At 63.7% G+C, this 15599-nt stretch carries 11 protein-coding genes and 1 tRNA gene; 2 read left to right on the top strand and 10 right to left on the bottom strand.

The features are described from left to right. Positions 1–217: 217 nt before the first annotated feature. From Q0094_RS01265 to hemA, 6 genes are all read right to left on the bottom strand, one after another. Positions 218–1825, bottom strand: coding sequence for a flotillin domain-containing protein (locus Q0094_RS01265; RefSeq protein WP_297614393.1), 1608 nt, complete (start codon positions 1823–1825; stop codon positions 218–220). Positions 1826–1852: 27 nt separating this feature from the next. Beyond that, the gene (locus Q0094_RS01270; RefSeq protein WP_297614395.1) at positions 1853–2596 is read right to left on the bottom strand and encodes an OB-fold-containig protein; all 744 of its coding nucleotides are present in this window, start codon (positions 2594–2596) and stop codon (positions 1853–1855) included. A gap of 378 nt (positions 2597–2974) precedes the next feature. After that, positions 2975–3051: transfer RNA gene (locus Q0094_RS01275), tRNA-Arg, on the bottom strand. A gap of 129 nt (positions 3052–3180) precedes the next feature. Continuing rightward, positions 3181–4314 carry a flavodoxin-dependent (E)-4-hydroxy-3-methylbut-2-enyl-diphosphate synthase gene (ispG, locus tag Q0094_RS01280; protein WP_297614397.1) on the bottom strand — a complete coding sequence of 378 codons (1134 nt, stop codon included), beginning with the start codon at positions 4312–4314 and terminating at the stop codon, positions 3181–3183. Positions 4315–4402: 88 nt separating this feature from the next. Continuing rightward, positions 4403–5635, bottom strand: a complete 1233-nt coding sequence (locus tag Q0094_RS01285; protein WP_297614399.1) for a helix-turn-helix domain-containing protein — start codon at positions 5633–5635, stop codon at positions 4403–4405. 181 nt (positions 5636–5816) lie between these two features. Continuing rightward, positions 5817–7040, bottom strand: a complete 1224-nt coding sequence (gene hemA / locus Q0094_RS01290) for a 5-aminolevulinate synthase (protein ID WP_297614401.1) — start codon at positions 7038–7040, stop codon at positions 5817–5819. Between the two features lie 244 nt (positions 7041–7284). Between hemA and Q0094_RS01295 the strand changes: the two genes are divergently transcribed. Beyond that, a complete protein-coding gene (locus Q0094_RS01295; RefSeq protein ID WP_297614403.1) occupies positions 7285–8661 on the top strand; it encodes a M20/M25/M40 family metallo-hydrolase in 1377 nt (458 codons plus the stop codon). Positions 8662–8747: 86 nt separating this feature from the next. On the opposite strand, the gene Q0094_RS01300 is transcribed toward Q0094_RS01295, so the two are convergent. The 4 genes from Q0094_RS01300 to ppk2 all read right to left on the bottom strand — a co-directional run bounded on the left by Q0094_RS01300 (position 8748) and on the right by ppk2 (position 12892). Further along, positions 8748–10133: an MATE family efflux transporter gene (locus tag Q0094_RS01300; protein ID WP_297614405.1), complete on the bottom strand. Its 1386-nt coding sequence runs from the start codon at positions 10131–10133 to the stop codon at positions 8748–8750. Between the two features lie 111 nt (positions 10134–10244). Continuing rightward, the gene (locus Q0094_RS01305; RefSeq protein ID WP_297614407.1) at positions 10245–11174 is read right to left on the bottom strand and encodes a hypothetical protein; all 930 of its coding nucleotides are present in this window, start codon (positions 11172–11174) and stop codon (positions 10245–10247) included. Continuing rightward, the gene (locus Q0094_RS01310) at positions 11162–11815 is read right to left on the bottom strand and encodes a DUF1007 family protein (protein ID WP_297614409.1); all 654 of its coding nucleotides are present in this window, start codon (positions 11813–11815) and stop codon (positions 11162–11164) included. Before Q0094_RS01310 ends, Q0094_RS01305 begins: the two co-directional genes overlap by 13 nt. Before the next feature lie 99 nt (positions 11816–11914). After that, positions 11915–12892, bottom strand: a complete 978-nt coding sequence (gene ppk2, locus Q0094_RS01315; protein ID WP_297614411.1) for a polyphosphate kinase 2 — start codon at positions 12890–12892, stop codon at positions 11915–11917. 181 nt (positions 12893–13073) lie between these two features. On the opposite strand from ppk2, the gene parE reads away from it, so the two are divergent. After that, positions 13074–15035, top strand: a complete 1962-nt coding sequence (gene parE / locus Q0094_RS01320) for a DNA topoisomerase IV subunit B (protein WP_297614447.1) — start codon at positions 13074–13076, stop codon at positions 15033–15035. Positions 15036–15599 lie beyond the last annotated feature (564 nt).

Genomic DNA, 15599 nt, shown 5'->3' on the forward strand with positions numbered 1-15599 from the left:
GCTGTTGCTGGCGTAAATGCCCGGCTGATGCGTTGCGGGCGGCACCCAAACGCACAAAGCAACACCGGCGCGCCCGCCGATCACATCGGCGCACACGATCTGTTCAACACCCAGGCACCCCGGATCAGGCGGCTGGGTGGCAATAGGGTGCGCCACGTCACAGCTTCAGCGGGCACAGGGGCGTGCTGTTTCGGCTCGGTCGCAAGGATCGGCAGGGTCAGCCATCCTTGGGTTCTTCCGACACCTCGGACACAGAGGCTGCAATCGCGTCCATGCCTTTGCTGAAGTCGATCCCGACCTCCTTGCCAAGAGCGGTCAGGATCGGCATCGCAACAGCATTGCGTTGCATGCCGCTCATGACCTGATCGACGATGCCCTCCGCTGCGGCGTCGCCACCAGCGGCCCCCGTCATTGGCGCGTTGGCTGACATTCCGGTGATCTGATTGATGCGGAAAGACTGGATATGGCGCGCGGGTTCCACCATCTCGCGGATGATTGCAGGCAGGGCTTCGATCTTGGCAAGGCGCAGCTTGAAGCTCATGACCTCGGGCGAGAGCGAATTCTCGGCCTCGACCTTGGCGCGGATCGTTGAGGCTTCGGCCTCACCCTTTTCCCGCTCGGCTGCGGCGGCAATCTTGATCGAATCCGCCTCGGCCTTTGCCCGGGCGATGATGGCGAGGGCCTGATCTTCGGCAGCTTCGCGTTCCACGCGGGCACGGACGCGGACAGAGGTTGCCTGTTTTTCGGCCTCTTTCTCGGCCTCAATGATCTCGACGTTCTTTTCGCGCTCGGCAATGGCGGTCAGCCGTGCGGTGTTCATGGCCTCTTCGGCGGTGATGGCTTCGGCGCGCGCCAGCGCCGCCTGAGCCTCGGCGCGGCTTTGCTTTTCAGACTGCAAGGCGACACTTGCCGCTGATTCCTGACCAGCAATCTGGAGCGCACGCTCTAGTTCGATCTGGGCTGTCCGGACACCGCGTTCGCGTTCGATCCGGGCAACTTCGCGCAAACGTTCGGTTTCTTCGACGATGCGGGCTTGCTCGCGGGCCGCCTTTGCCTCGAGCTCGGCGACGGCGATGCGCTGAGACTGGGTGGCTTCGGCCTCGACCCGTTCGACTTCCAGCTTTTGAATGCGGTTGGATTGCTGGGTGCGGGCAATTTCCAGCGCAGCGTCTTCTTCGATGACGACACGTTGCTTTTTCTGCTCGGAAACGATGGCCGAGCGCACGCGCATTCCGGTCACGTCAAAGGTGTTGTTTTCATCCAGCTTGCTGATCGGCGTTTCATCCAGCTTGGTCAGCGCCACGCTTTCCAGCTCCAGCCCGTTGGGGCTGAGATCGTTGTTCAAGGTCTGCTGGACCTTTTGCACAAAACTTGCGCGGGACTGGTGCAGTTCGATCAGATCCATGCCGGCCGTGATCGCGCGCATGGTGTCTTGCACCTTGCCTTCCAAAAGGCTGCGGATCGCGTTCAGATCATTTGTGTTCTGACCCAGCGACTGGGCCGCGCGCGCGATGGCATCTGTGTCCGGGGCGACGCGAATAAAGAATTGCGCGGCGGCGTCCACGCGGCGGCTGTCCTTGGTGATCAGCCCGTCACCACCATCCACGGTGATGGTCATCGTCTTCATGTTGACCCGCAAAAGATCATGCAGACCGGGCAGCACGATGATCCCGCCGCCCATGACCACCTTCAAGCCACTTGCACCGGTGCGCACCAGCGCCATTTCCTGCGTGGATCGCCGATAGAGCCGCACCATGATGAAGCCAAGCACGACAAGCGCCAGCAACAAAACCAGTCCGGGAGCAAGAAGAGCGAGATATTCCATGGCGGATCCTTTCGGCAAAAAGGGCAATTAGCTTGCGATGAGGGAAACGATGCGCGGCTGACGATCTTTCGTCTTGACGATCAAGACCTCGGCACCGGCTGCGATGACGTCGTCGTCCCGAAGGGGTTCGGCCATCAAGCTGTGGGTGGTGCCATACATGTCACGCCACCGCACTTGGGCAGGTTCGCCGCGGCGCGACACACCGACGACAACGTGACCGCTTCGTCCGTTGTAGGTCTGCGCCGAAATGGCGTGCGATTCAAACGACGGGATCAGCCGTGCGACGAATGCGGTCATGCGCCCGCCCAGAAGCAGGCCGGGAACAAACACCGCAAGCAAGGCGATGTTGCCAGACAGCATGGCCCCGGTCATGGCCTGCATCGCAAACTGCAGGCCATATCCGCATGCAGCGATCCCCGCGGCCATCGCGGTCAACCACACCAAGGCCGGAGCGCGACCAAAGCCGGACAGGTGCAACAGGCGACGGCCCACGCGTGGAAGGGGCCGCAGCCCGGGCTGCGGTCTGATCGGCGGCAAATCCAGTGTCGCTATCTCGTCCGCCGTCAGTCCCTGGGCATAGTGGATCGTGCTGGCATGGGTGAAGGCGTCGTCCAAGTCCAAATCCAGGTCCGGACCATCTACGCCGCCACCCGTTTCGACGTTGCTGGACAGCCCGACCAGCATCAACCCGATCTCGACAACCAGCAACACAACGATGAAGCCCGACAGGACGGAGAACGGTTTCAGATTCTCGATGAGCAAGAAATCCATGGGTCGATCACACTCGTTACTGATGTCAGTATGGTTTACATACCGATTGGTCGCATCGCTAATTCTTGAAAGCCCCCAAGACCAAATGTGTGCCAGTCCCCCAGCGCCGTCAAGGGCGGCCCAAGGGTGAATGCTGACTGCGACAGCTGCTGATCGGTGGGGATCGCGTTGGCCGACCTGTGGCGTCTCAAAGGCAAGCGGACCCGGAACATCACGGGTCGCCGACCGGCCTCACGGCGATGGGCACCGGGGATTCCCGGCGCCCTTTTTCATGCCCGAAAATCGCCGTCATGCTTACCCCCCGCTTACCCAAGCGCCGGGAGGGCTGAGGGGTATCAGTCATACCCAATGCCAGACATTGATTTTTATTGGGATTTTTGGCGCACCCGAAGGGATTCGAACCCCTGACCTCTGCCTTCGGAGGGCAGCGCTCTATCCAGCTGAGCTACGGGTGCACTCATGACGCGCGGTATAGCGGCCCACCCCAGCCCCCGCAACGGAAAATGCGGGCGGCCTGCAGGCTTCATCTGTCCAGATCTGCGCAAGCCTGCAGTTGGGGGTCCCGCAAGGCTGCCACATCGCGCCTATTGGGCCGCTTGCGGCCCGTCGGTGGCAAGCGCGTCCAGTTCGGCGGCCTTTCTCTCGACCTGTTCGACGATATGTTCGATCATCTGATCGTTGGACAGCTTGTGGCTTTGCTTGCCGGCAAGATAGACCATCCCCGCCCCTGCCCCGCCGCCGGTAAAGCCGACATCGGTCATCAGCGCCTCGCCCGGCCCGTTCACGACGCAGCCGATGATCGACAGCGACATCGGCGTCTTGATGTGTTCCAGCCGTTTTTCCAACGCCTCGACCGTCTTGATCACATCAAAGCCTTGCCGCGCGCAGCTGGGGCACGAAATGATGTTGACGCCGCGATGGCGCAGGCCCAGCGCCTTGAGGATCTCGAAGCCGATCTTGACCTCTTCCACCGGATCGGCCGAAAGGCTGACGCGGATCGTGTCGCCGATCCCGGCCCAAAGCAGGCTGCCCAGACCGATCGCCGATTTGACCGTGCCCGACATCAGGCCGCCGGCCTCGGTGATGCCCAGATGGATGGGGGCATCGGTCGCCTCGGCCAGCCCCTGATAGGCGGCGGCGGCCAGAAACACGTCAGAGGCCTTTACGCTGATCTTGAACTCGTGGAAATCATTGTCTTGCAAGATGCGGATATGGTCGAGCCCGCTTTCGATCATCGCTTCGGGACAGGGTTCGCCGTATTTTTCGAGCAGGTGCCGCTCGAGGCTGCCGGCATTCACGCCGATCCGGATCGAACAGCCGTGATCGCGGGCGGCCTTGATCACCTCGCGCACGCGGGCGGCGTCGCCGATATTGCCGGGATTGATCCGCAGACAGGCCGCGCCTGCCTCGGCGGCCTCGATGCCGCGTTTGTAGTGGAAATGGATATCGGCCACGATCGGCACGGGGCTTTCGCGCACGATCTGGCGAAGCGCGCGGGCGCTGTCCTCATCAGGGACCGACACCCGCACGATATCGGCGCCCGCATCGGCGCAGCGCTGGATCTGGGCGATGGTGGCCGCGGCATCGGTGGTCAGCGTGTTGGTCATGGTCTGAACGCTGATCGGGGCGCCACCGCCCACGGGCACGCGTCCGACATGGATCTGGCGGCTTTTGCGACGCTCGATGTTGCGCCAGGGGCGGATCGGATTGTGGGACATGCGCGGGCCTTCTCGCTCGTCTATCAGGGCTGTCGCGTCACGATAGACCTGTCAGACGCGCCGGACAACCGGGCGTGACGGGGGCGCGTTAGTTCGCCTCGGCCGGGCCAAGGACAAGGGCCGCAATCGTCGGAAGATCGGGATCACGCGTCGCATCGGCCATGGTGTATGTCGCGGTGACGGCATCGGCGGACAATTCGACATCGCGCACGACGCTGGCGCCCGTTCCAGCGGGGCCAAAGGTGACACCGTTGACCGCGAAATAAACCGAGCCCGCATTGCCCGACCGCAGCCGCGGTGCCGCCTCAGCGGTCAGATCGACCTGATAGCTGTCGCCGCGGTTCAAGGTGCCTTCGAACAGGGTGACGCCTGACGCAGAACTGACCCTGATCCAGGAGGGCCGCACGGCAAAAATGACCAGTGCGTCATCGCGCGCCTCGGTGACTTGCACCACATTTGCCGCGACGTCGCCGGCTTGCACAGCCTGTGCATCGACGCCGCCCAAGGTCTGCTCGCTCGACGCTGTCTGCACGCCCAGCGTGCCGACCGCATCGGGGTCAAGCGTGGCCAAGGCGCTGTCGCGCGGTGTCAAGACCGGCGTGTCCAGGGCTTGCGGGCGATACATGCGCCGATCATCAACAGCACCCGGGATGGCCACATCAAGGTTTTGCGACATCTCGAAGGCACCAAAGGTCGCGCCCGCCAGCGGGTCGAGTTGCGCCAGGGGGATCGGGGCCTCGTCCACCGGGGCGATCTGAAGGCGCTGGATATCGTGCAACACCGCCCAAGCGCCATAGCCGATGCCCAGCACAAGCGCGATCAAGACTGCCGCCGATCCCAGCGCGCCGGGTTCGATCGCGGCAAAGGGGCTTGGGCGTTCCGGCGCAAAGCTGATGCGTGTGTTGCGCATCACCTCATTGGGATCGACCAGCCTGGGCGCTTCCCACGCTGCACGCTTGCTGGTAGCCGACCGGGCGGTCGTGTCGTCATGCACGCCGCCAAAGCCCGATTCCGCGCAAAACCGCCGAAAGGTCCATTCGGGATCGATGCCCAGATAGCGCGCATAGGACCGCACATAGCCCGCGATGAAGCCCGGGCTGGAAAACGCACCTACATCGCCATTTTCGATCGCAGCGATATAGGTGGCCCGGATCTTGAGGTCACGCTCCACATCCAAAAGGGATTTGCCAAGCGTCGCGCGTTCCCCGCGCAACAGATCCCCCAAGGGAACATCGGTGATGTGGTAGCCGTCAAAGCCCCCGACCACGGCAACAGGCGCGCCATCGGCGTGCCCTACGTACTGGCCGTGGTCATGCCCCATAGACACTCTGCCCCATCAACACATTGCCCCGCGAGCGGCCTTGGGATCAACTGCGGACCCTCGCGAACGGGTAGGTCAAGCCAACGCCATTCCAAAGCCCGAAACCGAGGTGATTCCCCACACACTCAACATGGTAAATCGCTTATCACGCTGCACGGTTCAGGTGAACCTCAAGAAAGCCTCAACCGGCCATCTCGGCACGATTCAGCGCACAGTGGCTCCAGAGCGCGTCCATGGCCCGCACGAGGGCATCCATCGCCTTGGGGTCATGGACCGGAGAGGGCGTGAAGCGCAACCGCTCGGTGCCGCGCGGCACCGTCGGATAATTGATCGGTTGCACATAGATGCCAAATTCCGACAACAGCATGTCCGAAATTTTCTTTGTATGCACCGGATCACCCACGATCACCGGCACGATATGGCTGCCGTGATCGATGATCGGAAGGCCCATGCCCTTGAGCCGCAGCTTGAGAACCGCCGCGCGTTCCTGATGCAGGTCGCGCAACGCCTGATCGGTTTTCAGATGCCGCACACTGGCCGCAGCACCGGCCGCCACCACCGGCGGGATCGATGTGGTAAAGATAAAGCCCGGTGCGTAGCTGCGGATCGCGTCGCACATCTTGGCGCTGGCCGCGATGTAGCCGCCCATGACGCCATAGGCTTTGCCCAGCGTGCCGTTGATGATGTCGATGCGGTCCATCAGGCCCAGCTTTTCGGCCACCCCGCCGCCGCGCGGGCCATACAGGCCCACGGCATGAACCTCATCAAGGTAGGTCAGGGCACCAAATTCACGGGCCAGCTCCACGATCTCGGCCATGGGGCCGAAATCGCCATCCATGGAATAGACCGATTCAAAGGCAATCAGCTTGGGCGCTGCGGGATCGTCGGCCGCAAGCTTGGCGCGCAGATCGGCCAGATCATTGTGCTTGAAGATGCGCTTTGCGCCGCCGTTGCGGCGGATGCCCTCGATCATCGAGGCGTGGTTGAGCGCGTCGGAATAGATGATCAGCCCCGGAAACAGGATCGGCAGCGTCGAAAGCGTGGCATCATTGGCGATATAGGCGGAACTGAACACCAGCGCCGCTTGCTTGGCGTGCAGATCGGCAAGCTCTGCCTCAAGCCGCTTGTGATAGACCGTTGTGCCCGAGATGTTGCGCGTGCCGCCCGAACCCGCGCCGGTGGCCTCCAGCGCCTCATGCATGGCGTTCAGCACGACGGGGTGCTGGCCCATGCCCAGATAGTCGTTGCCGCACCAGACGGTGATGTCTTGTTCGGTGCCATCGGGCTTTGTCCAGACGGCATGGGGAAACTGGCCGCGCCGGCGTTCGATGTCGATAAAGGTGCGGTAGCGCCCTTCGTGGTGCAGGCGGCCGATCGCTGTGTCGAGCGCGTGGTCGTAATTCACTGGCTGTCTCCCCCTTCCGACGCGCCCCGGTGCGGGCTGCGGCTGTCAAGACGCTTGCTGGGTTTCTGTCGAAGGCACATAGGCCGGGTACCGGGTAAGGGCCAAGTTACAAAATGCCGCGCATCCGACCTTGACCTGTATCAAATTCCAATCCCGGGGATTGCCGGCTTCCGGACGGGTGCTGGACATTCCCCCCGGCACAGGGTCTGCTGCCCCCAATTCCCTGCCATGCCCGGAGGCCCCCATGTCGCTTGACGCCATCCTTGCCCGGATCGATGCCGATCTCAACCCTGCGCTGGAGCGGTTGTTCGATCTTCTGGCGATCCCTTCGATCTCGACCGATCCCGCCCATACGCCCGATGTGCGCCGCGCCGCCGAATGGTTGCGCGACGATCTGGCCAGCATGGGCTTTGACGCAGCACTCCACGACACGCCCGGCCATCCGATGGTGGTGGGCCAATATGACGGACCGGGGCCGCATCTGCTGTTTTATGGCCATTACGATGTGCAGCCGGTTGATCCGCTGGCCTTGTGGGATCATCCGCCCTTTGCGCCCATGCTCGAGGACACGCCCAAGGGCCGCGTGATCCGGGCGCGCGGGGCTGCCGATGACAAGGGCCAGCTGATGACCTTTCTGGAGGCATGCCGCGCCATTGTGGCGGAAACGGGACGCCTGCCATGCAAGGTGACCGTGTTTGTGGAAGGTGAAGAGGAATCGGGGTCGCCGTCGCTTGTGCCCTATCTCAAGGAGCGCGGTCAGGCGCTGAAGGCCGATCTGGCGCTGATCTGTGACACGGGGATGTTTTCGGATGATGTGCCCGCCATCACCACCCAGCTGCGCGGCATGCTGGGCGAAGAGCTGGTGGTGACTGGCCCCCGGATCGATCTGCATTCGGGCATGTATGGCGGCATCGCCATGAACCCGATCCGGGTGCTGACGCGCATTCTGGCGGGGCTGCATGATGATCAGGGCCGCGTACAGGTGCCGGGGTTCTACGACGGGATTGAGGAGCTTTCGCCGGAGCTGGCGGCGCAATGGGCGGGTTTGGGCTTTGACGAAGGGGCTTTCCTGGGCGAGGTCGGACTGTCACAGCCCGCTGGCGAAGCGGGGCGCACCGGGCTTGAGATGATCTGGTCGCGCCCCACGGCCGAGGTGAACGGGATCACCGGTGGCTACACGGGCGCTGGCTTCAAGACAGTGCTGCCGTCACAGGCATCGGCAAAGGTGTCGTTCCGTCTGGTGGCGGGGCAAGACCCGATCAGGCTGCGCGAGCGCTTTCGCGATTGGGTGCGCGCCCAGCTGCCCCCCGATTGCAGCGTCGCCTTCCATGGCCATGGTGCCAGCCCGGCCAGCCGGATGGATATCACCCACCCCGCATTCGAGATCGCGCGCCGCGCCCTGTCGCAGGAATGGCCGGGCGAAGCGGCCTTCATCGGCGGCGGCGGATCGATCCCGGTGGCGGGGTATTTCAAGCAAATCCTCGGGATGGATTCGCTTCTGGCCGGTTTTGGCAAGGATGATGACGCGATCCACAGCCCCAACGAGAAATATGACCTGTCGAGCTTTCACCATGGCACGCGGGCCTGGGCGCGCATTCTGAGCGGGATTGCGGGGTCTTGAGCGCGCTGGGGGCTCTGCCCCCCGCACCATTGGCCCATGGGCCAATGGTGCCCCCCGGAGTATTTGGAAAGCAAAGATGGCAGCGATCAGACTGGGGCGGGCCGCGTGGTGCGACCGCGTGCCGGACCGCGCCAGAAGCGCATCATCATCAGCCCCGCCGCAAAGGCCAAGCCCACCACCAGACCGGCCCAGATGCCCGGTCCCTCAAAGCCCATGGGAAAGCCCAGCACCCAGGCGGCCGGCAAGCCCAAGAGCCAGTAGGAAACAAGCGCATAGATCATCGGCATGCGCGTGTCTTGTACCCCCCGCAACAGGCCCAGCGCCATCACCTGCCCCGCATCGGCCAGTTGAAACAGCGCCGCCACCACAAGCAGGCTTGCCCCCAGCGCGATGATCTGGGGGCGCAGCGGATCGCCCGGATCAAGAAACAGGCCAATCAGCGGCTCGGGGATCAGCAAGAAGGCCGCGATGGTTGCCGCGACCATGGCCCCCGACAAGATCAGCGCCGCAAAGGCCGCCAACCTCAGATTGACCACATCGCCCACACCCCAAGCGCGCCCCGCGCGCACCGTGGCCGCTTGGCTCAGGCCGATATGGACCATGAAGGTGGCCGCACAGATCTGGATGGCGATGCCATGGGCGGCCAGCGAATTGGGGCCAAGCCAGCCCATCATGACCATGGTCGCCATGAACAGGCCCGACTCCGACAAAAGCGTCAGCGCGATGGGCCAGCCCAGACGAAACACCTGTCCCATCGCCTCCCAGTCGGGGCGATGGAAGCGGGCGAACAGCGTGTCCTGGCGCAGGTCGCGCTGACACGCCGCGTAAAGCGCCAGAACCGCCACGATCAGCAGATGTGTCGCCAGCGAGGCCAGCGCCGCCCCCGCCACGCCCAGTTCGGGCGCCCCCAGATTGCCGAAGATCAAGACCCAGTTGAGCCCGGCGTTCAGCCCCACACCCGCCAGCGTCGCCCACAAGACGATGCGGGCATGATCCAGCGCCGACAGATGGCTGCGCAGCACCGTGGTCAGGACGGCTGGCGCAATGCCCCATCCGGCAATCACCAGATAGGCCTCGGTCAGATGCGCCACCTCGGGGGCTTGGCCCAGCGACAAGAGAATCGGGCCGGAAAACAGAAAGAGCGGCATCGCCGCCATGGAAAAGATCAGCCCGATCCAAAGCCCCATGCGGGTGACGCGGCGCCGCTGCCGGCGATCGCCATTGGCCGCCGCCGCCGCGACGAGCGGCATCACCGCCAGCCCGAAACCCATGCCAAGAATGAGGATGACGTGGAAATAGCTGCCGCCCAGCGCCACGGCGGCCAGTTCCTCGACGCCGTACCAGCCCATCATCACCGTATCGGTCAGCGTGATCGCGATTTGCGCCAGCATGCTGCCGATCAGCGGCAGGCCAATGCCAAGGGTGGCGCGCAGATGACCGGACAGGCGGGAGGGGCGGGAGGGGCTGGACATGGCCCAGAGCCATAGACGCGGGCCCTGGCGTCGGCAAGGGGCGGCACGGGGACGGCACGGGGGGATGGCATGGGCGCGCGTTTGGGGGGCTGTGGGCGCCCAAGGGGGGCGCTAGATGCTGGCCAAGGCCAACTGCCCTCCGGTCACGGCCACAAGCGTGCCCATGGCGATCTCGATCAGCCTTTGGATGCGGGCAAGCGCCGGGCTGTCGGCCAATCCCGCCAGCACCCCACGGCGCATCGTGACAGCGCTCAGCGCCACCGCACTGGTGATCAGGGCCGTGCCAAGCGCCATGGCGAGGGTGCCCGCCACACCGATGGCAAAAATCCCCATCTGGGCGGTCAGGATCAAGATGAACAGCGCCCCCGTGCAGGGGCGGATCGCAACCGCCGCGACAAGGAAAACCACATCGCGCCAACCCTGCGCTGCGGCCAGACGCGCGGGATCGGGCACATGGGCATGGCCGCAAACCGCACAGTCATCGCCTGCATCATGGGGATGGGACGGCTGATGGTCGTGGGTGTGACGCCCTGCCTGTGCCACAGCCAGCGCCGCAGCAAGCCCGCGGGCGCCCCGCCAGACAAGCCACAGACCGACCAAGGCAATCGCGGCGTAGCTGAGTGGCGTCAACAACCGATCAGCCAGATCGGTCATCTGCGCCCGGCTGAGCGACCAGACCCAAAGCCCGGCGCCCACCAAGGCGATGGCCGTGCCCCCTTGGGCCAAGCTGGAGATCAGCGCCACCGCCGCCAAACGTAGCGCCCCGATCGCGCGGGCCGCGCCATAGCCGGCGATCACCAGCTTGCCATGGCCGGGCCCGGCCGCATGGAAAACCCCGTAGGCAAAACAGACCGCCAGAAAGCCGGTCAGCGCCGCGGCCTCGCCCCGGCGCAGCGCCTGAAGGCTGCTTGCCATTCCGTCTTGTGCGCCGCGCTGCCCCTCGAGCGCCCAGATCATGATCGCCCGGTCCGCGCCACTCGCATAGAGGACCGCCAGAACACCCAGAACGATCAGCGCCGGCACGGCCATCAACCGGGGCATGTGATCACCACGCGATCCGCGAAATAGGCGCCAACCGGCGGAAAGTTGTCTTCGGCCGCGACCGCGCCGCCGATGGCATCGAGCGCGGCCTCGAGCACGCCATAGGCAGCATCAAGATCGGCGCGGATCAGATCGGCGCTGCAACCGGGCGCATCCGTCAGATCGAGATCGAGGATCATTTCAAAGGCGACATAGAAATCGGGATCGAAAATCTGTGCCTCCAGCGTCGCCATGGGTGGGGCACCCAGAACGGGGCGACGATGCACGGTTTCGATCTGGCCTGTCTCAAGCAAGCGCAGCGAAACGGGCATGGGCGGGCCGATATCCAAGGGGGCGCCGCCCTGCGTGATGACAAGCCCACCGGCAAAGCCGCCGCTCCAGTTCAGATCAAAGCCCAGGGCGGTGGCGATTTCATCCGGGGTCAGACGCAAATCATGGTCGGGATCGAGACCATAATCCTCGGTCAAGAGCATGGAATAGAGCGCATCATAGCGCCATGTGACGTCGACGGCGGCAAGCCGCCCCTCGGCGTTCAGGATCAGCCGCAGCCCGGCATCGACAAAGATATGGGGATGCGCCCCAAGGGGAAGCGCCATGCAGACCACGCAGGCAGCAACAAACAAGGCGGCACGGACAGACATGACCCTGAGATAGGACCGCATGGCGCGATTGCACAATCCCTGATGTGACAGCGCCAGCCCAAAGACCCCGGACACGACAGCCAAAGGGGTCGATCGGTGCTAGACCAAGGGGCTGACACGCCGTGTTTCGGGATGCAGCGCCGCGCCCAGGATATGTTCGGTGCGGTGGATCACATGCCCCGCCTGCCCCACGATCAGCGGATCGGGCGCATGCACCAGCCGGCGGTCCTTGTCGGGATAATCCAGACTGTGCAGGAAATGCAGCATGCAGTTGAGCCGCGCGCGTTTCTTGTCGTCGGATTTGATCACCGTCCAGGGCGCATCGGCGGTGTCGGTGTAAAAGAACATCGCCTCTTTCGCCTCGGTATAGTCGTTCCATTTGTCGAGACTGGCGCGGTCGATGGGCGAGAGCTTCCACTGTTTGAGAGGATCGGTTTCGCGGCTGTCAAAGCGGCGGCGCTGTTCGTCCTGGGTGACGGAAAACCAGTATTTGTAAAGCCCTATCCCCGAGCGCGTCAGCATACGCTCCAATTCGGGGGTCTGGCGCATGAATTCGAGATAGTCGTTGGGCTCGCAAAACCCCATCACGCGCTCGACGCCCGCACGATTGTACCAGGAGCGGTCGTAGAACACCATTTCCCCCGCCGTCGGCAGATGCTGGATATAGCGCTGAAAATACCATTGGCCGCGTTCGGCATCATTGGGTTTGTTGAGCGCCACCACGCGCGCCTGACGCGGGTTGAGATGTTCGTTGAACCGTTTGATCGTTCCACCCTTGCCGGCGGCATCGCGGCCCTCGAACAAGAGGACGATCTTTTGGCCCGTATCGGCCACCCAGTTCTGCACCTTGAGCAATTCCGCCTGAAGCCGGGCTTTTTGCGCCTCGTAGCTGCGCCGCGACATCCGGGTGGCATAGGGGTATTGGCCGGTCTCGAAGGCCTGCCGTATGTCGGCCTGTGTCGGGCCGGGGCGACGCCCCACGCGCGGGCCATCCCCCGGCGCTGTCGTATCCGCGATGGGCGCAAGATCGGGGGCGGTCGCGATGACGGCGGGGGTCTGGGCGGTCGGATCCGGCATGCGCTGTGTCCTTTGGCAATCATTCGTCCAAGCCCCGATGATAGCCCAGACCGCGCATCACCACCTTGAGGCAAGTCAAGGCCGCAACGCTGCAATCGGGACCGCGCCCCTTTCCCCAAAGCCCCAAACCTGCCATGGTGGCGGCCATGACCCACAAGATAAAGCAGGAACAGGCCCAAAGATGGCGGATGATCTGTTGAGCGGCACCCAAGATCCCGATGTGTATGACGCCAGCAGCATCGAGGTGCTGGAAGGGCTGGAACCTGTCCGCAAACGCCCCGGCATGTACATCGGCGGCACCGATGAACGCGCGCTGCACCATCTGGTGGCCGAGGTGCTGGACAACGCCATGGACGAGGCCGTGGCGGGCCATGCAAGCCGCATCGAGGTGGAACTGGGCGCCGATTTCACTGTCACGATCCGCGACAATGGCCGCGGCATCCCGGTCGATCCGCATCCGAAGTTTCCCGACAAATCCGCGCTCGAGGTGATCTTGTGCACGCTGCATGCGGGCGGCAAGTTTTCGGGCAAGGCCTATCAGACCTCGGGCGGGTTGCACGGCGTCGGCGCGTCGGTGGTCAATGCGCTGTCCGATCACATGCGGGTCGAAGTGGCGCGGGGCCGCGAATTGTTCGTACAGGAATTTTCGCGCGGCATCCCGCAAGGGCCCTTGCGCGCCGCAGGCGCCGCCCCCAACAGGCGCGGCACGACGGTGATCTTTCACGCCGATGAACAGATTTTCGGCAGCCACCGCTTCCGGCCTGCGCGGATGATGAAGATGGTCCGATCCAAGGCCTATCTGTTTTCCGGTGTGGAAATCCGCTGGAAGACCCAGATCGAGGATGGCGAAACACCGACCGAGGCCGTGTTCCATTTTCCCGGGGGCTTGGCCGATTACCTGCGCGAAACCATGGGGGGGGCTGCCACCTATTCCGACATGCCCTTTGCCGGCAAGGTTGCATTCCGCGAGAAATTCGGCGCGGCCGGGTCGGTGGAATGGGCGATCAACTGGACGCCCGCGCGCGATGGCTTCATCCAGTCCTATTGCAACACCATCCCCACCCCCGAGGGCGGCACGCATGAGGCGGGGTTTTGGGCCGCGATCCTGAAGGGTGTGCGCGGCTACGGCGAACTGGCGGGCAACCGCAAGGCCGCCAACATCACCCGCGAAGACCTGATTTCGGGCGCGGGCGCGCTGGTGTCGTGTTTCATCGCGGAACCCGAATTCGTGGGCCAGACCAAGGACCGTCTTGCCACGACCGAGGCCGCGCGCATGGTCGAGGGTGCTGTGCGCGACCATTTCGACAACTGGCTGGCGGCCAACACGAAATCGGCGGGCGCGATCCTCGATTTTCTGGTGCTGCGCGCCGAAGAACGGTTGCGGCGGCGGGCGGAAAAGGAAACCGACCGCAAGACGGCCACCAAGAAGCTGCGCCTGCCCGGCAAGCTGGTGGATTGCTCGCAATCGGCAAAAGACGGCACCGAGCTGTTCATCGTCGAGGGCGACAGCGCGGGCGGATCGGCCAAGATGGCACGCGACCGCAAGACCCAGGCGCTGTTGCCGCTTCGGGGCAAGATCCTGAACGTGCTGGGCGCGGCGTCCAACAAGATGAGCCAGAACACCGAAATTTCCGATCTGTGCCAAGCGCTTGGCGTGGGCATGGGGACAAAGTTCAACATCGACGATCTGCGGTATGACAAGGTCATCATCATGACCGACGCCGATGTGGACGGCGCCCATATCGCGGCGCTGTTGATGACGTTTTTCTTCACCCAGATGCGGCCGATGATCGACCGGGGGCATCTTTACCTCGCCTGCCCGCCGTTGTTTCGCCTGACCCAAGGGGCACGCCGCGTCTATTGTCTGGACGAGGCGGAAAAGGCGGGGTGGCTGGCCAAAGGCATCGGCGGCAAGGGCAAGATCGATGTGTCACGCTTCAAGGGCTTGGGCGAGATGGACGCCAAGGATCTGAAAGACACCACCATGGACCCCGCAACGCGCAAGCTGATCCGCGTCAGCGTGGACGAAGACGCACCGGGCGAGACCGGCGATCTGGTCGAGCGGCTGATGGGCAAGAAACCGGAATTGCGGTTCCAGTATATTCAGGAGAATGCCCGGTTTGTTGAGGATGTGGATGTGTGAGGGTGAAATCAAATGCAAGATCGCAGAAGTAGAACTTTTCTTATAGACGACACGTCGCTGCCAAACCTTCCCGGCATGATGCTGAGAATCATTGAGGCGCTGAGGGACATTGGTGGATCGGCACGCATAAGAGAGCTAGATGGATAGGTAATCGAGCTGGAGGGTGTTACCGAGGAAGAGCAGTCATTGCCTATGTGTTCCATGCCGAATATCCCTCAACCTCGATCTTGCCATGAAGAGAGCGGACCGACGAGGGGAAATGTGATCATCCGGGATGGAACAGTTAGGGCGCAACCCAGTCAGCACCTTTGCCCCCCGGCCAGCGCCTGCCCGTGGGATGGCGCTGCAAGGGTCAAGCGGCGCGCTTTATGGTTACCAAGCCCCTCCCCGCTCTAAGCTCCGCACCCAGACCAGCCAAAGCGCCAGCCCGGGGGGGCCTCCCGCGTGCTGCTACGCACCACGCTGACGGTTCGCGCGCGCAAGTGCACGCTCAGGCAGGCGCTGGCCCGTTGCCCGGCAGCACATCGCAAAAGCGATGTGCGAGAGGGGGGCACCTTCGGTGCT

The sequence above is a fragment of the uncultured Roseicyclus sp. genome (assembly GCF_937892565.1).
Classification (GTDB): Bacteria; Pseudomonadota; Alphaproteobacteria; order Rhodobacterales; family Rhodobacteraceae; genus Roseicyclus.